At 63.7% G+C, this 17,981-nt stretch carries 16 protein-coding genes; 10 read left to right on the top strand and 6 right to left on the bottom strand.

The window, feature by feature from the left end; translation table 11 throughout:
• Positions 1–6: 6 nt before the first annotated feature.
• Positions 7–444 carry a c-type cytochrome gene (locus tag RQP55_RS09940; RefSeq protein ID WP_315610035.1) on the bottom strand — a complete coding sequence of 146 codons (438 nt, stop codon included), beginning with the start codon at positions 442–444 and terminating at the stop codon, positions 7–9.
• A gap of 158 nt (positions 445–602) precedes the next feature.
• Between RQP55_RS09940 and RQP55_RS09935 the strand changes: the two genes are divergently transcribed.
• The 9 genes from RQP55_RS09935 to bla all read left to right on the top strand — a co-directional run bounded on the left by RQP55_RS09935 (position 603) and on the right by bla (position 8,621).
• The gene (locus tag RQP55_RS09935) at positions 603–1,982 is read left to right on the top strand and encodes an MATE family efflux transporter (RefSeq protein ID WP_315610149.1); all 1,380 of its coding nucleotides are present in this window, start codon (positions 603–605) and stop codon (positions 1,980–1,982) included.
• A 137-nt stretch (positions 1,983–2,119) separates the two neighbouring features.
• Positions 2,120–2,407 (top strand): co-chaperone GroES, encoded by a 288-nt coding sequence (groES, locus tag RQP55_RS09930; protein WP_147089991.1) that lies wholly within the window; start codon positions 2,120–2,122, stop codon positions 2,405–2,407.
• Positions 2,408–2,456: 49 nt separating this feature from the next.
• Positions 2,457–4,100: a chaperonin GroEL gene (gene groL, locus RQP55_RS09925; RefSeq protein WP_315610034.1), complete on the top strand. Its 1,644-nt coding sequence runs from the start codon at positions 2,457–2,459 to the stop codon at positions 4,098–4,100.
• Positions 4,101–4,374: 274 nt separating this feature from the next.
• Entirely contained in the window at positions 4,375–4,983 is a 609-nt protein-coding gene (locus RQP55_RS09920; protein ID WP_315610033.1) for a DUF2589 domain-containing protein, read from the top strand.
• Positions 4,984–4,998: 15 nt separating this feature from the next.
• Positions 4,999–5,769 carry a DUF2589 domain-containing protein gene (locus tag RQP55_RS09915; protein WP_315610032.1) on the top strand — a complete coding sequence of 257 codons (771 nt, stop codon included), beginning with the start codon at positions 4,999–5,001 and terminating at the stop codon, positions 5,767–5,769.
• A 3-nt stretch (positions 5,770–5,772) separates the two neighbouring features.
• Positions 5,773–6,051 (top strand): hypothetical protein, encoded by a 279-nt coding sequence (locus RQP55_RS09910; RefSeq protein WP_315610031.1) that lies wholly within the window; start codon positions 5,773–5,775, stop codon positions 6,049–6,051.
• Between the two features lie 3 nt (positions 6,052–6,054).
• Positions 6,055–6,390 carry a hypothetical protein gene (locus RQP55_RS09905; protein WP_315610030.1) on the top strand — a complete coding sequence of 112 codons (336 nt, stop codon included), beginning with the start codon at positions 6,055–6,057 and terminating at the stop codon, positions 6,388–6,390.
• Positions 6,390–7,370, top strand: coding sequence for a hypothetical protein (locus RQP55_RS09900; RefSeq protein ID WP_315610029.1), 981 nt, complete (start codon positions 6,390–6,392; stop codon positions 7,368–7,370). Before RQP55_RS09905 ends, RQP55_RS09900 begins: the two co-directional genes overlap by 1 nt.
• Positions 7,371–7,574: 204 nt before the next feature.
• The gene (gene bla / locus RQP55_RS09895) at positions 7,575–8,621 is read left to right on the top strand and encodes a class A beta-lactamase (RefSeq protein WP_315610028.1); all 1,047 of its coding nucleotides are present in this window, start codon (positions 7,575–7,577) and stop codon (positions 8,619–8,621) included.
• Positions 8,622–8,717: 96 nt separating this feature from the next.
• Here bla and RQP55_RS09890 read toward each other — a convergent pair whose 3' ends face one another.
• The 3 genes from RQP55_RS09890 to RQP55_RS09880 all read right to left on the bottom strand — a co-directional run bounded on the left by RQP55_RS09890 (position 8,718) and on the right by RQP55_RS09880 (position 11,712).
• Positions 8,718–10,007: an acyl-CoA dehydrogenase family protein gene (locus tag RQP55_RS09890; protein ID WP_315610027.1), complete on the bottom strand. Its 1,290-nt coding sequence runs from the start codon at positions 10,005–10,007 to the stop codon at positions 8,718–8,720.
• Position 10,008: 1 nt separating this feature from the next.
• On the bottom strand, positions 10,009–11,346 hold the full coding sequence (locus tag RQP55_RS09885; protein ID WP_315610026.1) for a phosphotransferase family protein: 1,338 nt from the start codon (positions 11,344–11,346) through the stop codon (positions 10,009–10,011).
• Between the two features lie 126 nt (positions 11,347–11,472).
• Complete coding sequence (locus RQP55_RS09880) at positions 11,473–11,712, bottom strand: lipoprotein (protein WP_315610025.1); 240 nt, start codon at positions 11,710–11,712, stop codon at positions 11,473–11,475.
• Between the two features lie 284 nt (positions 11,713–11,996).
• Here RQP55_RS09880 and polA point away from each other — a divergent pair, with 284 nt between their 5' ends.
• Complete coding sequence (gene polA / locus RQP55_RS09875; RefSeq protein WP_315610024.1) at positions 11,997–14,864, top strand: DNA polymerase I; 2,868 nt, start codon at positions 11,997–11,999, stop codon at positions 14,862–14,864.
• Positions 14,865–14,922: 58 nt separating this feature from the next.
• On the opposite strand, the gene RQP55_RS09870 is transcribed toward polA, so the two are convergent.
• Positions 14,923–15,732, bottom strand: coding sequence for an undecaprenyl-diphosphate phosphatase (locus RQP55_RS09870; RefSeq protein WP_315610023.1), 810 nt, complete (start codon positions 15,730–15,732; stop codon positions 14,923–14,925).
• Between the two features lie 62 nt (positions 15,733–15,794).
• Positions 15,795–17,945, bottom strand: coding sequence for a M13 family metallopeptidase (locus RQP55_RS09865; protein ID WP_315610022.1), 2,151 nt, complete (start codon positions 17,943–17,945; stop codon positions 15,795–15,797).
• Positions 17,946–17,981: the final 36 nt, after the last annotated feature.

The raw sequence follows: 17,981 nt of genomic DNA, 5'->3' as shown, positions 1-17,981 counted from the left end.
GCGGCCTTACTTCAGCGTCTTCAGATAGGCGATGATCTCGGCCCGCTTGGCCGGATCGCTCATCCCGGCGTAGGACATCTTGGTCCCGGGCACGACCTTCATCGGACCGGACAGCCACGTGTCGAGCGTGGCATCATCCCAGGTCAGCCCCGAAGCCTTGAGCTTTTCCGAAAAGGCAAAGCCCGCAATTTCGCCAGCCTTGGTGCCATAAACGCCATGCAGGCTGGGACCGATGCCGTGCTTGCCGGGCTCGACCGAGTGGCAGGCCGCGCACTGCGCATAGGCGGCCGGCTTTGCATCGGCGGCGGCCACTGCGGCGGCTGGCGCTGCGGCAGTAACGCCAGCGGTTGCAGCAGCCTCTTCCTGCTTCGCTTCGCCGCATCCGGCAAGCGAAAGGGCCAGGGCCATAGTCCCGGCGAGCTTCCATTCTGTGCGCATCGTCATCGTCTCCTTGCCCAGCGCCCTGTGGGCCCATGCCAATGCTATATCGTCGTCATGGCCGCGCCGGTAGGGGGTGGCGCGCCCTTATCCGTCGCGCGGATTGGCCGCTGCTCCAGAAAGCGCTTGGCCGCATCCGCCGTGCCGCCTATCCGGACCGGCCGATGGCCGCTGATCGCTCTCTTTCCCCCTGGCGCACCGAACTGGGCGCAACGCTGCGCCTGGCGGCGCCGCTGGCGGCGGCCAATCTGCTGCAGATGCTGGTCTATGCAATCGACGTGATCTTCGTGGCTCGGCTCGGCGAGGAATCGCTCGCTGCCGCCTCGCTCGCAACGACGCTATTCGGGCTGATGATGTGGTGCTTTTCCGGTCTGACCGGAGCCTGCGCGCCGCTGATCGCCGCCGAACTCGGCCGCCGCCGCCACGCCGTGCGCGAAGTGCGCCGCACAGTGCGCATGGCGCTGTGGCTGGCGGTGCTTTGCGGCCTCGCCGGGATGGCCGTCTGTCTGTGGGGTGAGGAACTGCTGCTGCTCTCGGGCCAGGACCCGGAAGTTTCACGCCTGGCGGGTGCGTTCCTGGCGATCCTGCTGTGGGCGATGATCCCCAATGTGATGGCAACCGTGCTGCGCAACTTCGTTTCGGCGCTGGGCCGGCCATTCTTTGCGACCGCGATCACGGGGCTGGCGATCGTGGTCAATGCGCTGGGCAACTACGTCTTCGTTTTCGGCCATTTCGGCGCGCCTGCCATGGGGCTGGATGGTTCGGCGATTTCCAGCGTAATCACCGCCTTTGCCATGCTGGGTGCCTATGTGCTGGCGATCCGCAGCGACCGCCGCCTGCGCCGCTACCATCTGTTCGGGCGCTGGTGGCGAACCGAATGGCAACGGTTCCGCGATGTCGCCCGCATTGGCACGCCGATCGCGCTGATTATCCTGGCCGAAGGCGGGTTGTTCTCCAGCGCGGCCTTCCTGATGGGCCGGATCGGTCAGGCCGAACTGGCCGGGCATACCGTGGCGCTGCAAGTGGCCGCGCTGGCTTTCCAGATCCCCTTCGGCATCGGCCAGGCCGCGACGATCCGCGTCGGCTATCACTTCGGCGCGGGCGACCGGATGGCGATCGGCGGGGCCGGCAAGGCAGCGCTGATCCTGGCAATGGGCTATATGGCTTTGCCCGCCGCGGTGATGATCCTGGCCCCCCTTTCGGTGCTGCAGCTCTATGTTGACCCCACCGATCCCGCCAACGCGGCGATGGTCGGCCATGCGATCGGCTTCCTGGCAATTGCCGCCGCCTTCCAGCTGTTTGACGGGTTACAGGCCGTGCTGGCCGGTGCCTTGCGCGGGCTGCAGGATACCAGCATTCCCATGCAGTTGGCCCTGTTCGGTTACTGGCTGGTCGGCTTTGCCACTTCAGTCGTGCTCGGCTTCTTCACGCCGCTGGCCGGAACGGGGATATGGCTGGGCCTCGCTGTCGGGCTGGTGGTGGTATCGATCCTGCTTGGCTGGCGGTGGATGCGGCGCGAACAGCTGGAGCTGCTACCCGCTTGATGCGATTCAATTCGCGCTATTTTTTCCGCTGCCGCCGGGGTTGACGACTCTTCGCCCCCCACCCATATGCGCCTCGCTGGCACTCTCCGACGGGGAGTGCCAATCGCATTGTAACAACGCAAAAGGGAGTAAACCCCATGGCATTCCGTCCGCTGCACGATCGTGTGCTCGTGCGCCGCGTAGAGGCTGAAGAAAAGACCGCCGGCGGCATCATCATCCCTGACAGCGCCAAGGAAAAGCCGGCCGAGGGCGAAGTCGTCGCCGTTGGTGCCGGGTCCAAGGCCGAAGATGGCAAGGTCACCCCGCTCGACGTCAAGGCTGGTGATCGCGTGCTGTTCGGCAAGTGGTCGGGAACCGAGGTCAAGCTCGATGGCGAAGACCTGCTGATCATGAAGGAATCGGACATCCTCGGCATCATCGGCTGAGCGATTTCCTGAACCTTTCCATATTCAAGAATTTCGAAGGAACTGAACAATGGCTGCCAAGGACGTAAAATTCGGCCGCGACGCGCGTGAGCGCATTCTCGCCGGCGTCGACATCCTCGCCAATGCGGTGAAGGTCACCCTGGGCCCCAAGGGCCGCAATGTTGTGATCGACAAGAGCTTCGGCGCACCGCGCATCACCAAGGACGGTGTTTCGGTCGCCAAGGAAATCGAACTGAAGGACAAGTTCGAGAACATGGGCGCCCAGATGCTGCGCGAAGTCGCCAGCAAGGCCAATGACGCGGCCGGTGACGGCACCACCACCGCCACCGTGCTGGCCCAGGCGATCGTGCGCGAAGGCATGACCGCGGTTGCCGCGGGCATGAACCCGATGGACCTGAAGCGCGGCATCGACATCGCCGTCGGCAAGGTCGTTGAAAACCTCAAGGCCCGTTCGACCCCGGTCGCCGGTTCGGCTGAAATCGCCCAGGTCGGCATCATCTCGGCCAATGGCGACACCGAAGTCGGCCAGAAGATCGCCGAAGCGATGGAAAAGGTCGGCAAGGAAGGCGTGATCACCGTGGAAGAGGCCAAGGGCCTCGAATTCGAACTCGATGTCGTTGAAGGCATGCAGTTCGACCGCGGCTACCTCTCGCCCTACTTCATCACCAACCCGGAAAAGATGACGGTTGAACTCGAAAACCCGTACATCCTGATCCACGAGAAGAAGCTGTCGTCGCTCCAGGCGATGCTGCCGATCCTCGAAGCCGTGGTGCAGTCGGGCCGTCCGCTGCTGATCATCGCCGAAGACATCGAGGGCGAAGCGCTGGCCACCCTGGTGGTCAACAAGCTGCGTGGCGGCCTGAAGATCGCCGCCGTCAAGGCGCCGGGCTTCGGCGATCGCCGCAAGGCCATGCTGCAGGACATCGCGATCCTGACCAAGGGTGAAATGATCAGCGAAGACCTGGGCATCAAGCTCGAGTCCGTCACGCTGGGCATGCTCGGCCAGGCCAAGAAGGTCACCATCGACAAGGACAACACCACCATCGTCGACGGCGCCGGCTCGGCTGAAGAAATCAAGGCCCGCGTCGAACAGATCCGTGCCCAGATCGAAGTCACCACCAGCGACTATGACCGCGAAAAGCTGCAAGAGCGTCTGGCCAAGCTGGCCGGCGGTGTGGCCGTGATCAAGGTTGGCGGGGCGACCGAAGTTGAAGTGAAGGAGCGCAAGGACCGCGTTGACGACGCCCTGCACGCCACCCGCGCTGCGGTGGAAGAAGGCATCGTTCCTGGCGGTGGTACGGCGCTGCTCTATGCCACCAAGGCCCTCGACGGCCTGAAGGGCGGCAACGATGACCAGACCAAGGGCATCGACATCGTGCGCCGCGCGATCCAGGCCCCGCTGCGTCAGATCGCGACCAACGCTGGTCACGATGGCGCCGTGGTTGCCGGCAACCTGCTGCGCGAGAACGACGAGAACATGGGCTTCAACGCCTCGACCGACGTCTATGAAAACCTGAAGGCTGCCGGCGTGATCGACCCGACCAAGGTCGTCCGCACTGCCCTGCAGGACGCGGCTTCGGTCTCGGGTCTGCTGATCACCACCGAAGCGGCGATCAGCGAGAAGCCGGAAGACAAGCCCGCCATGCCGCCGATGGGTGGTGGCATGGGCGGCATGGGCGGCATGGACTTCTAAGTCCGGCCAACCAGCCAAGGCACATTGGGGCCGGGAGGAGCAATCCTCCCGGCCCTTTTGCTTTTAACCTCAATCACATGCCGGATCGACAGAGCGGGTTCATCCGAACCGAAACAATCCGCTGCCGCGATTGACCGATGAATCACCCCTCCGACCAAGGCTAGAAAATCCAAATCGGATGCAACCCGGTTCGTCACCACCGGGCCGCAACTGGCAGCAGTCACTTCGCAAGCGCTGATCCGGATTCGCCGCGATCACCTGGCAGGAGAAGACAATGCCCGATGCGGTAGCATTGCATCAGCTGGTTGGCGCAGTAGCCGGCGCGATCGTCGATGCGCAGGCCCTGGTCGAGCAACGCTTCATCCAGCAGGTCAGCGGTTACTTCGACAGCGAGGGCAAGCCCTTGTGCCTGGCCATCAAGATGCCCCGCCCCGGCAGCGCCAGCACGGACGAGATGCAGATCGGCCTGCCACTATTGTCACTGGCTGAAAGTTCAATGCTGGCCATCAAGGACCTGCGCATCGACCTTGACGTAGAACTGGGCAGTATCGTCGATGGCCCTGGCACTGCCCCGCCACCGGACGCCGCGGCCGACCTGGAGACCCTGCCAGCCGCACCGGTCGCAAGCCATAGCTTTCGCAGCAATGGTGCGCCGATCGATATCCCCGCGCGGCGCGCCGATCCGGTGTCGGCAGCGGATGTGACCATTGAGCCCGCGCTGCCAGCCGCCACGGCCCCGCATCAGCCCGAAAAGCAACTGACTCTTTCGGTTGGCACGACCTCTTCCACTGGCCCGAAGGCCAGGCTCTCGATCAATGTCGCGGCCAAGCCTCCTTCCGAGGCGATGCAGCGCTTGATGACCCAGCTCAACAAGCTTGTTTGAGGAAAGGATACGATAATGGCATTTGCAATGGGGGACCAATTCAAGGGCCTGCCGATGGGCGACCTGATCGGGGGTCCGCTGATGGCCGCCGCCGACGCGCAGGTACGACTGGCCAATTCCACCGCACAGTTCATCCAGCAGATCGGCTTCAAACCGACCGCCAATGCGGACAAGGACGACAACGGCAACCCGATCTACGATCCAGCCAAGTTCGATGTCCGGACCGTTGATTTCAAATTTGACCGCCCAACCGGGCAGGCCGACGAGAACGGCGTCTTCCAGACAGAAACCGTCTCCCTCGAGGTGCCGATGCTCGCGATCGTCAAGGTCCCGGCGCTGGGCATCGAAACGGTCGACATCAGTTTCGACATGGAAGTGAAGAATTCGGAATCCTCTAAGGAAAGCGAGGATAAGTCCGGCAAATTCTCGGCCGATGCCTCGGTTGGCTGGGGGCCGTTCAGCCTGAGCGTCCACGTGGAAGGATCGGTCGCCACCCACAAGGAAAACACCCGATCGACCGATCAGTCCGCCAAGTACCATGTCGAGGTACACGCTGCCGATCGCGGCATGCCCGAAGGCCTGGCCCGCGTGCTGGACATGATGAACCAGGCCATCGCGCCGAAAACGATCTCCCCCCCGGCGGCCAATAATAATAACCCCGGAACGGGCGGTAACCAGCCCAGCCATGATGCCGTGGCCGGCCGCGCCGCCAGCGACATGGTGCTCGACCATGAAGATGGCCGGGTGCTGACCCCGGGCAATTACACGGTTCGGGCTTCGGCCTAAGCCATGCGGGGCAGCGGTGAGGGGTTCGACCTGACCGGGGTCGGGTTCATCAAGCGGATCAGCCTGGGCAATCTCAATGTCCATGCAACAGCCGCCGAACCGGGCAATGAGAAGGCGATGGACCTGCTCAACCGCTGCCTCGAAGACTATCCCAAGGGCCGGATCATCGGCCGCGAAATGTCCTATGACGTGCTGACAGACACGAGCGGGCACCAGAGGGTGCTCGAAATGGTGACCTATCACGTCGGTTTCGCGCGCCGCCCGGCCTGGCTTGAGGATTAAGCCATGGCCGCCGCGCCAATCCGTCTGGGAACGTTGGCGCGCGTGCTTGAATTGACCGGCCGGCGGGCGCTGCGCGATGGCGCGGAGCTGCGCTCGCTCACCCTGACAGTACCGGTCGCAGAACCACCCGCGCTCGATCCCGAACGCCTCTGGCGGATCGCGGTCGTCCAGCCTCCGAAGCATTGGTGGGAGCGGTGGTTCACTGCCTTGGCCCGGCAGGCAGGCCTGATTCCCCGACCCGACTGGCCGCAGGTCCGGCTGGTCTGGGAAGGTGGCACCGTTTTCGCCGAGCTCGAACCCCAATCCACCCCCGCGCCGCCAGATCAAGGAGACCTGTAATGGCCAAGACCAAGCACGAAGAAGAACCCATCGCCTGCACCCCCATGCACCTGGCTGACGATCAGCAGGCCGATGCCACCGCGATTGCGCATGAGGAAAACCCGGCCAACCGCCCAAACCACGAACGGCTTGCCCAAATCCTGCCGGCCGGAGCGCCAATGGCAGAGTTCATCGCGGTGATGACCACCAAATACTGGCGCACCAATGGCGTTCACCTTGGGGTGGGGTTCCTCGACAATCCACCCAACGAACTGCGGACCCGCATTCTTCAGCACATGAACGCCTGGGGCCAGACGGCCAATGTCCTCTTCAGCGAGAGCACGAGCGATCCGGCGGTGCGGATCTCGCGCGATCGGCCAGGGCATTGGTCATACATCGGCACCGACATCCTGCTGATCGACAAACACCAGCCAACCATGAACCTGCAGGGCTTCACCATGAGCACCCCGGACAGCGAGTTCTATCGGGTGGTGCGCCATGAAACCGGCCATACGCTGGGCTGTCCGCATGAGCATATGCGTGCCGAGATCATAGCATTGATCGACGAGCAAAAGGCGATCCAGTTTTATGGCGCAACCCAGGGCTGGAACGAAGCACAAGTCCGGGCCCAGGTTCTCACCCCGCTGCCCTCCAGTTCAATCTGGGCCACCACCAGCCCGGACCGGCAATCGATCATGTGCTATCAAATTCCGGCTTCGATCACCAAAAACGGTGTCGCAATTCCCGGTGGGCTCGATATCGATCTGTTCGATTACGAGTTCATGGCCAAGGTCTATCCCAAGCCCGCAGCGATTGCCGGCAGCGCCCCTTCGAACACTTCCGATGTGGGCCACGCGATCCACCCTGCGGCCGCCACTGGTCACCACGGCAGCACCTGCAAGGGCTGCATCGATGTTGCGCTTAAGGGCGGGACCCGGCTGTCAGTCCCGCCAGAGGCGACCGAGGCCCAGGTGCGGATGCTGCTTGGCGCACTAGGCTGATCAACCGCCCAACCGGCGGCCCGATCAAGACCGCCAAACCAAACTGAGCAAGCGCCGGGGCCTTTTGGCTCCGGCGTTTTTGCACGCAAAACTACGTGTAACCCCTGCATTTCCTCGCAACAGCCCTTCAACTCATCGCGCGGCGGGTGGACGGGCGAATCGCGTTAGACAATCTGAAAGCATGTTTGGGTTATCGCATCGCCGGTGAATATCAGCCGCTTCCCCCGCCTTTTGGCCGGCCTGGCCTTGGTCAGCGCGATAGCGCTGCCAACCGGTGCTGCACGCGCGGAAGATTTCCGGACCGAATTCGACAAGGTGTTTGGCAAAGAACCGCGCGCTCCGCGCGAGGTAAAGCCTGCCATCCAGCCGTTCATTGCGCAGACGCGACCCGTCGCGGCTTATGATGGCGGCCTTGACTCAGCCGTGGCCAGCCTGGCGAATGCAGCGCAAGGCCGGATCGGGGTGGCGGCTATGGACCTTGGCACCGGGCGAACGATTACTGTTCTGGGTGACCAACCCTTCCCGATGGCCAGCACCAGCAAAATCGCGATCGCCGCGACGTATCTGGACCTGGTTGACCAGGGCAAGCTGAAGCTCAGTGATAAGTTCCCGTTGATGATCCCGCAACGATCGGCGCGGTTCTCAACCCGGGTTGCGCCGGTGCGCCCCGGTGCCATGTTGACCGCCCAGGGACTGATCGAACTCTCGATCACCCGCAGCGACAACCCTGCGACTGATGCGCTGCTCGCCGCTGTCGGTGGACCCGCCGCAGTGAATCGCTGGATCCGCAAGGCCGGGCTTTCGGGAATGCGGCTTGATCGCGATATCGCCACGCTGGTGCGCGACGATGGCGAATTCAATCCGGCCACCACGGTCGATCCGCGCGATAGCGCTACGCCGTTGGCCATGGTCCAGCTGCTCGCCGGCCTCCATGAAGGGCGCTGGCTAAGCGCGTCGAGCCGTGGCGTGCTGCTGGGGGCAATGGCCCGCTGCCTGACGGGCAAGCGCCGCCTGCGAGCCATGCTGCCGCCTGACGCCCGGATCGCGCACAAGACGGGCACGCTCAACAACACATCGAGCGATGTAGGCATCATCCATACGCCCGACGGTCGCGCGATCGCGATTGCGGTCTATGTTACGGGCCAGGGCGGCAAGCCGAACCGCGATAGCCGCATCGCCATGATCAGCCGGGCCGTTTATGATGGCTACCTGACCGAAAGCTCGAGCCTGCGCCGAACCGCCTCGCGCTAAGCCGCGCGCTGCCGCTGGCAATCGCACGCCCCAACTCCGAAGGGAAAGGGCGCTGGGGTTACCCCCGGGCGCCCGCAGCAACCGGGTATCACCGAACTACTGGGCGTAGAGCGCCCGGCGCGGGCCGAGGTACCCGAAAAGGTAAGCCGCAACCTTGCGCATCTGGATTTCCTCTGCCCCTTCGGTGATCCGGTAGCGGCGGTGGTGACGGAAGATGTGCTCAAACGGCTTGTGGCGCGAATAGCCAATTCCGCCATGGACCTGCATAGCCCGGTCAGCCGCTTCGCAGACCAACCGGTTGGCGTAGTAATTGCACATCGAGATCTTGTCCGAGAGTTTGTGCTCGATCTCCTTGTGCTCCATCTGGTCCATCTCCCACGCGGTCTTGTAGATCAGCGTGCGCAGCATCTCGCATTGGGTGGCCAGCTCGACCAGCGGGAACTGGATACCCTGGTTACGCGCCAGTTCCTGACCGAACGGTTTTCGCTCGCGGGCATATTTCACCGATTCTTCCAGGCAATATGTTGCCGCGCCAAGCGAGCTGGCGGCCTGGCGGATGCGGTTCTGGTGCACAAATGACTGCGCGATCGACAGCCCGCCATCGACCGGACCCAGCACCGCGCTTTCGGGCACCCAGCAATTTTCAAAATGCATCCGTGGGTGGTCGGTCGGCATGTTGAAGGTCCACATGTACTCATCGACCACCATGCCCGGCGTGCCCGCCGGGACCAGCAGGCAGGTAATGCCCTTGGCATCGCCGGCCTTGCCCGAGGTGCGGCAAAAGGCCGCGCAATGGGTTGCGACGTGCATGCCGGTGATCCACATCTTGCGCCCGTCGATCCGCCAGCCAGGAACGCCATCGCGCGTTTCGCGAACCGCCACCGTTTCCATATGCGTCGCGTCCGAACCATGATCAGGTTCGGTCAGACCAAAAGCCACGCGGCGATCGCGGGCGAAGCCGCCAAGGATGAATTCCTCTTGCTGTTCGGGCGTGCCGAAATGCTCGAACATGGCTACGAACGGGAAATTGCCGACAATCGAATGCTCGTTCTGCAAGTCGTTATGCAGCCCCAACCCCTTGGCTGCAAAGCGATCGCGGATCACGGCCATCCACAGGTTGGAGCCATCCTTGCCGCCGTACTTTTTGGGCGCGGAAAAGCGCCAGTGGCCGGCGGCATCGGCACGGCGGCTGGCTTCGACCAGCAGCTTTTCCCACGCGTGCCGCGGCAGGCCCTGGTTCTCGAAATCGGTGCGCGCCCATTCGCGGCGATGGTCGAAGAAGCGGATATTGTCATCCTGCTCTTCGAGCGGCTTGATCTCGGCCGCGATGAAGGCGTCCAGCTCGTCGAGGTAGGCGAGCAGGTCGGCGGGGAGCGCAAAGTCCATATCAGGGTCCTTCCCATTGTGCCCGGGCCATCGCCAGGGCGGGATATTTCGGCATGTCGGCGGATAGCTTGCTGAGTGCCATGCGGCGCAGCCGGGCCAGCAGGCCCGGCGTGGCGAGGCTGGCCTGGCCGGCCAGGATCTCAGCCGTGAGCGCGGCGTCGGTCGCAACCGGACGCTGCTCGATCTCGCGCGCGACGATGCCCAGCGCATTGCGCGCCACGGCCAGGTCAAACTTGCCCCGGCCGGAAACGAGCGGCTTGATATCGCTGGCCAGCCATTCGGAAATGGCCGTCAGGATCTCTGCCCCGCTCGGCTCGCCGGTTCCGGGCAGCAGCGGGTCGGCAGCCAGGGGCAGCGGGCGGGCCCGCTCCGCTTCGGGGGCCAGTTCTTCAAGCAGCAGCAGCAGGTCAAGCTCCTGCTCGGCAGTACGGCGGGCGACCACCACGCGCTCGACCGCGCGGTCATGCCCCGCGCGCCAGAATCCGCCCATCTGCAAGCAGCCGAGCGCCCACCAGAACGTGCGGTAAATGGTCCAGAAGCGGAAGCGGGCCGGATCGAAGCGCTCCCCGCCAGCTTCTTCATAAGCACGGGCAAGTTCAGCGATCGAGGTCAGGCCATAGCCGGGCCGGTCGGGCCGCGAAAAGCGCCAGACGGTCATGCAACCAAAGGCCAGATCCTCGTGCCAGTCGCCGAGGTGCGCCAGTTCCCAGTCCAGTACGCCAGTGAGTCGGCCTTGCTCGAACATCAGGTTGCCAAGGCGGAAGTCACCGTGGACCAGCCGTGGCGTGATGGGTGGTGGCAGATTGGCCTCCAGCCACTTAAGCGCAAGGGCGAGGATTGGCCGGTCTCCGCCATAGGCCAGGAAGCGACCGCGCAGTTCGCCCAGCGCTGCGGCAGTGTCCATCATCGGAACGGGAATGCCGGTGCAATCGGTCCGATGCACCGCAACCAGTTCGCGCGCGATGTCGCGGATCGCGATCGCCGGATCGGCCTTGGCCAAGAATGCATTGGGATCGGGCGATCCAGATATGGCCCGCATGACATAGCCCGAGCCGATCCCATCCGCCGGCTCCAGCTCGATCAGGACTTCTGGGGCCAACACCCCGGCGGCACCGGCAGCGCGGACCACCTGGACTTCACCGGCATGATCCATCGGCCGTCCGGCCATCATTTCCAGCGAAGGGGCGCGGCGCAGGACGCAAATTGCATCACCCGCGCGGAAGCGCCAACTTTCCATATTGGCCCCGCCGGATAGCCGCTCAAGGCCTTCCGGCACGGGCAAGCCAATCCGCGCCAATGCGCGGGCAAGGCCCATGGTCAGTTCATCCAGCCCCGTCATGCCCGCAAGGTGCCGAGCGCGCGGTGGCATTGCAAGGGCAATTTAATCGATCGCTTAAACGGCGAGCAAAAGAAAAGGGCGCGAAGGTTACCCTCCGCGCCCCAATCTTTTGCCGTGCGGCGAAGATTACATCTTCTTGGCAGCGTCCGAAGCAGCAGCAGCAGCGTCGGTGGCAGCAGCAGCAGCGTCCGAAGCGGTGGCAGCGGCGTCGGTGGCAGCAGCCGAAGCAGCGTCGGTGGCGACAGCAGCGTCCGAAGCAACTTCGGTGGCAGCGTCCGAAGCAGCAGCAGCGGCGTCGTCAGCCTTTTCCTGCGAGCAAGCGGCGAGAGCGAGAGCGGCGCCAGCGGCGAGAATGATCTTGCGCATGAAAGTATTCCTTGAACAGCGAGTGGACCACGCGCGGTCGCCGGATTTGCTCCGGGCAGCCGAACGGAAAGCCAACCTTATCGGTAGACTTCGGCGTGACAATTAGTGCTGTTCGCGAAGCGATGCAAGAGAATGTCGCATCCGGTCCTTGAAGCCCGTGCATTTTTTGGTTTTTTTCGTTCCGAACCAGCAGGATGAGGCCGCCAAACCGAGCCGAATCACCCGTCGGGGATGGCATGATTCGGGCGCTTACACCCCGCCCTGCGCACTGCTAGGGTGCCGCTATGGAGCCGAAACAACATCTCTACCTGGTCGATGGTTCGGCCTATATCTTCCGCGCCTATCACCGCCTGCCGCCGCTGACGAACCCGCAGGGTGTGCCGGTCGGGGCGGTCTATGGCTATACCACCATGCTGTGGAAGCTGGCCGATGACCTGCACAAGGCCGATGGACCCACGCACCTGGCCGTGATCCTTGATGCCAGCGGCAAGAGCTTTCGCAATGACATCTATGATCAGTACAAGGCCAACCGGCCGCCCCCGCCCGAGGACCTGCGGCCACAATTCCCGCTGATCCGCGATGCCACCCGCGCCTTCAGCCTGCCCTGCATCGAGGAACAGGGGCTGGAAGCCGATGACCTGATCGCCTCCTATGCCCGCGCCGCAACCGAGCGGGGCTGGGACGTGACCATCGTCTCTTCCGACAAGGACCTGATGCAGCTGGTCGGCAAGTGCCAACATGCTGATGGCGGTGAAGCCCGCATCGACATGCTCGATACGATGAAGAACCAGCGGATCGACGTGCCCGAGGTGATCGAGAAGTTCGGCGTGCCGCCAGAGCTAGTCGGCGATGTCCTGGCACTGATGGGCGATGCGGTCGACAATGTCCCTGGCATCCGCGGCATCGGCCCCAAGACTGCGACCAAGCTGATTCAGGAACACGGCGGGCTTGAGGCCGCATTGGCGGCTGCCGAAGCCATGAAGCCGTCCAAGCTGCGCGAAAACCTGATCGAGCACGCCGACATGGCCCGGCTCAGCCGCGTGCTGGTGCAGCTGAAGGAAGACTGCGCGCTGCCGGTGGCGCTGGATGATTTCAAGCTGGATACGATTCCGCCCGATCCGCTTGCCGCCTTCCTTGAAGAGCATGGCTTCCATTCGCTGCTCAAGCGCCTGGGCGATGGGCGAGGCAGCCCCGAGCGGCGGGTTGACCTGAACCCGGCCAAGCCGGTTACCGCCGCCGCAGCAACAGTAGCTGGCAGCAACCGCCAGCCGCTGCCGGAACTGCCGCCAATTGATCGCAGCAAATATGCCTGCGTGCAGGACGAGGCTGCTCTGGTCGTCTGGATCGAACGCGCCATGGCCGCGCGCGTCGTAGCCTTCGATACCGAAACCAGTGCGCTTGACGCGATGCAGGCTGACCTTACCGGGATTAGCCTGGCGCTGGGTCCGGGCGATGCCTGCTACATCCCGCTGGGCCATGGCGGGACCGATATGTTCGCTGAGCGCCCGGCGCAGGTGGGCAAAGCCCGCGCGCTCGCCCTGCTCAAGCCGCTGCTGGAAAGCGAAGCGGTGCTGAAGATCGGACAGAACGCCAAGTACGATATCAATGTCCTGGCCAGGCACGGCATCAATGTCGGTCCGGTCGACGATACAATGGTGATGAGCTTTGACCTCGACGCCGGACGGTCGATCGACGGGATCGGTGGCGGCCACGGGATGGACGAGCTTTCCACCCGCCATCTTGGCCACACGACCCTGGCCTTCAAGGACATCTGCGGCAGCGGCAAGAAAGCGATCCCGTTCGGCGAAGTGCCGCTGGACCGCGCAACCGAATATGCCGCCGAGGATGCCGAGGTTACCTGGCGGCTCCACCGCCTGCTGAAGCCGCGGCTCAGCGAGGAAGGCGCGACCCGCGTTTACGAGCGCGTTGACCGCCCGCTGGTGCCGGTGGTGGCACAGATGGAACGCCACGGCATCCGCGTCGACCGGGAGAAGCTGGCTGGCCTCTCCGCAACTTTTGCCGAGGAGATCGCCAAGCTGGAAGGCGAGATTCACGAATTGGCCGGCCAGCCCTTCACCATCGGCAGCCCCAAGCAGCTGGGTGAGATCCTGTTTGACAAGCTGGGTTTCAAGGGCGGGAAAAAGGGTAAGACCGGGCAATACTCGACCGATCAGGGCATTCTTGAACGTCTGTCCGGCGAAGGCGCAACCATTGCCGACAAGGTGCTGGAATGGCGCCAGCTATCCAAGCTGCGCTCCACCTATACCGAAGCCTTGCAGGCGGCGATCAATCCGCAAACCGGCCGCGTCCACACCAGCTATAGCCTGGTCGGTGCGCAGACCGGACGCTTGTCCTCGACCGAGCCGAACCTTCAGAACATCCCGATCCGCACCGAACTGGGCCGCCAGATCCGCGACGCGTTCGTCGCCGAGCCGGGTAACGTCCTGCTTGCGGCGGACTATAGCCAGATCGAGCTGCGGCTGGCTGCGCACATGGCCGATGTTCCGGCTTTGAAAGAAGCCTTCGCCAACGGCGAGGACATTCACGCCCGCACGGCGATGGAAATGTTTGGCGAGGTCAACCGCGATACCCGCGGCCGGGCCAAGACGATCAACTTCGCGATCCTCTATGGGATATCGCGCTGGGGCCTGGCCGGACGGCTGGGCGTTCCGGCGGACGAGGCCCAGGCGATGATCGACCGGTACTTCGAACGCTTCCCCGGCATTCGCCACTATATCCACTCGACGCTCGAAAGCGTGCGCAGCAATGGCTATTCGGAGACACTGTTCGGCCGCAAGTGCTGGTTCCCGCGGATCAGCTCCAACAATCCGAACGAACGCGCCGGTTCCGAACGTGCGGCGATCAACGCCCCGATCCAGGGGACCAGCGCCGATATCATCAAGCGCGCGATGGTGCGGATGATGCCTGCACTGGAAGCCGCCGGCCTCGGCCCAAGTCGAAAAGATGGGGGGGTACGGATGTTGCTGCAGGTCCACGACGAACTGGTGTTCGAACTGCCCGAAGCTGACGTGCCCGCGGCAAGCAAGGTGATCGAAGCGGTGATGGCCGGCGCGGCCGAACCGGCGGTGCCGCTATCGGTACCGCTGGGGGTCGAAATTGGCACCGGCCCCAGCTGGGGCGCCGCGCATTAGTCTTGTCTGCCTGACGGCAGGGCCATCACCGGCCCGTTTCAGCCGCGCTGAAACGGCATCAACGCGACAGCAGCCAGATCGCCAGGATCCCGGCTGCGATCCGGTACCATGCGAAGGGTGCGAAGCCCGAGCGGCTGACAAAGGCAACGAAAGCCTTGATCACCGCCAGCGCGACCACGAACGAGACCCCGAAGCCGATCGCGATTTCAGTCCAGCCAACCGGGCCCATGCCGCCCGCCAGGCTGGCGCGGGCATCCCACAGCTCCAGCGTAGTTGCACCCATCATCGTCGGGATCGCGAGGAAAAAGCTGAACTCCGCAGCCGTGCGGCGTTCGATCCCCATCGCCAGCGCGCCCATGATCGTCGCACCCGATCGGCTGACGCCCGGGATCATGGAAAGGCACTGGATGAAGCCCACACCCAGAGCCTGCCTGGCGGGAAGCTGTGCAACGCCGCTGGCCGGGCCGGGTTTGGCGACCTTCTCAATCCCCAGGATCGCAATCCCGCCCAGCACTAGCGCCCAGGCCACCACCATCGGGCTGCCGAGCAGCACGTCGATATAGTCCTTGAGCGCAAAGCCGAGCACCGCCGAGGGCAGGAAGCCAAGCAGCACATTGCGCAGGAAAGTAACGCTTTCGGGCCGCCATTTCAGCAGCCCCAGGCCAACCGCCCAAAAGGTCCGCCAGTAGAGTACGACCACGGCCAGAATCGCACCAAGCTGGATCACGACGTTGAACACCTTCCAAACCTCGGCATCGTAGCCGAAGATTTCGGAAGCGAGGATCAGGTGGCCGGTTGAGGAGACCGGGATGAATTCGGTCAGGCCTTCGACAATGCCGAGCAGGATGGCGGTGATGATCGTGTCCATGGGATTGCGATCAACGCGGCGGGCGCGGCCAAGTCAAGCCACGCCCGCCATTTGTTGGCAAGTTACCAGATCCGCAGGCGCTTTTCCGGCGGCAGGTACAGCTTGTTGTCCGGCTGGACATCAAACGCCTTGTACCATTCATCAAAGTTGCGGACGATGCCGTTGACCCGGTAGCGGCCTGGCGAGTGCGGATCGGTCTGGAGCTGCTGACGCAGTGCGGCTTCGCGCATCTTGACGCGGAAGGCCTGCGCCCAGGCCATGAAGAACCGCTGATCACCGGTGTAACCGTCGATCACCGGCGCTTCCTTGCCGCCCAATGCCAGCTTGTAGGCGCGGTAAGCCAGGCTCAGGCCGCCAAGATCACCGATATTTTCGCCCAGGGTCAGGCGGCCGTTGATGCAGGTCTTGCCATCGTCCAGCGGGCAGAGCGCGTTGTACTGGTCAACCAGCGCGCCGGTCAGCTTTTCAAAATTGGCCTTATCTTCCGGCGTCCACCAGTCCCGCAGGTTGCCATCACCGTCCGACTTGGACCCCTGATCATCGAAGCCGTGGCCCATTTCATGGCCGATCACCCCGCCGATCGCACCATAGTTGACGGCATCGTCGTTGGTCAGGGCAAAGAACGGCGGCTGGAGGATCGCGGCCGGGAAGACGATCTCGTTGCCCGAGGGGTTGTAATAGGCGTTCACCGTCTGCGGGAACATGAACCACTCGTCCTTGTCGACCGGCTTGCCAAGGCGCGAGAGGTTATCCGCTTCTTCCCAGGCATCGACCGCCTGGGCATTCGCAAAGGCGCTGTCCGCGCGCAGCACCAGCCCGTCATAGGTCTTGTACTTGCCCGGGTAGCCGATCTTCGGACGGAAGGCATCGAGCTTGGCCTGGGCCTGGGTCCGGGTGGCCAGCCCCATCCACTTCAGCTCCTTGAGGTTGGCGGCCATGGCCACCCGCAGGTTGCTGACCAGCTTTTCCATCGCGGCCTTGTTGGCAGCCGGGAAATAGCGTTCGGCATAGACCTGCCCGGCCAGTTCGCCGACCGAGCCTTCAACGGCCGAGATCGCCCGCTTCCAGCGCGCGCGCTGCTGCGGCTGGCCCGAGAGGGTCGTGCCGTAGAAGGCGAAGGAGGCATCGTCGATCCGCTTGGGCAGGACCGAGGCCTTGCCACTGACATAGCGGGTGACCAGCCAGGCCTGCCAGGTGGCGATCGGCTCGCTGGCAATCAGCTTGGCCAGCGCCGGGACCCCGCCTGAAAGCTTGGCAACCTGATCCGGCGTCAGCTTGGCAGCGGCAATCTCTTCCTTGGTCGGCGGGACCTGGGCGACGATGATCTCGGTCACATTGCCCAGTCCCTGCTTGTCCAACGCCGCACGCAGCGGCACTTCCGGCGCAAAGGCCAGGAATTCCGAGATCGTCATCTTGTTATAGGTCAGGTCGCGGTTGCGGCCCAGCGCACGGTCCCAGTTGGCCCGGGCCATCTTGGTTTCAAGCTGGAACACGGATTCCGCTGCCTGCGCGGCATTCGGATAGCCTACTTCACCCAGGATGAAGGTCAGGTAGGCCTTGTACTTGGCCACGATCTCGCGGTTCTTCGGGCTGTCGACCAGGTAATAGTCGCGGTCCGGCAGGCCAAGCTGGGCCTGACCGGCATAGAGCGCATTGACCGAGCTGTTCTTGGCATCGGGGCGGACGCCCATGCCGATCGGCGATGCAAGGCCGGGCGAGACGAACAGCCCAACCAGGTCTTCCAGCGTGCGGGCCGCATAGATTTTTTCAAGCGTCGGGTAGAGCGGGGTCAAGCCGGCGCGTTCGATCGCGTCGGTATCCATGAAAGCCTTCCACACCGCAGCGACGCGAGCGCGCGCACTGCCTTCAGGGTTCTGGCTGGCTGCGGCTTCCTCAAGGATCGCCTTCATCCGCTCTTCGGAAAGGTCGCGCAGCTGGACAAAACCGCCAGTCGAAGAGCGGTCAGCCGGGATCTCGGCCTGGTTGAGCCAGAGCCCGTTCACGTGCTGGTTGAAATCGTCGCCCGGCTTGGTCGACTTGTCGATGTAGCGGGTCTGAACGCCGAAACCCCAGTCCTTCATTGAATCGCTGTGCTCAACCGAAGCCGGCTGGGCGGCGGGAGCAGCCGGCTTGGCTTCTTGCGCCAGGGCAGGTGCGGCCAGACCGATCGCCAGCGAACTGGCGGCAAACAGAACAGTAACGCGGAGTTTCATATCAGGTCCCCAAAATCCAAAAAACCTTGAGGGCCT

The sequence above is a fragment of the Novosphingobium sp. APW14 genome (assembly GCF_032337075.1).
In the GTDB taxonomy this organism is placed as follows: Bacteria; Pseudomonadota; Alphaproteobacteria; order Sphingomonadales; family Sphingomonadaceae; genus Novosphingobium.
The sequence above is the reverse complement of the archived record's forward strand: the minus strand, read 5'-3'. Positions and strand labels throughout refer to the sequence as shown.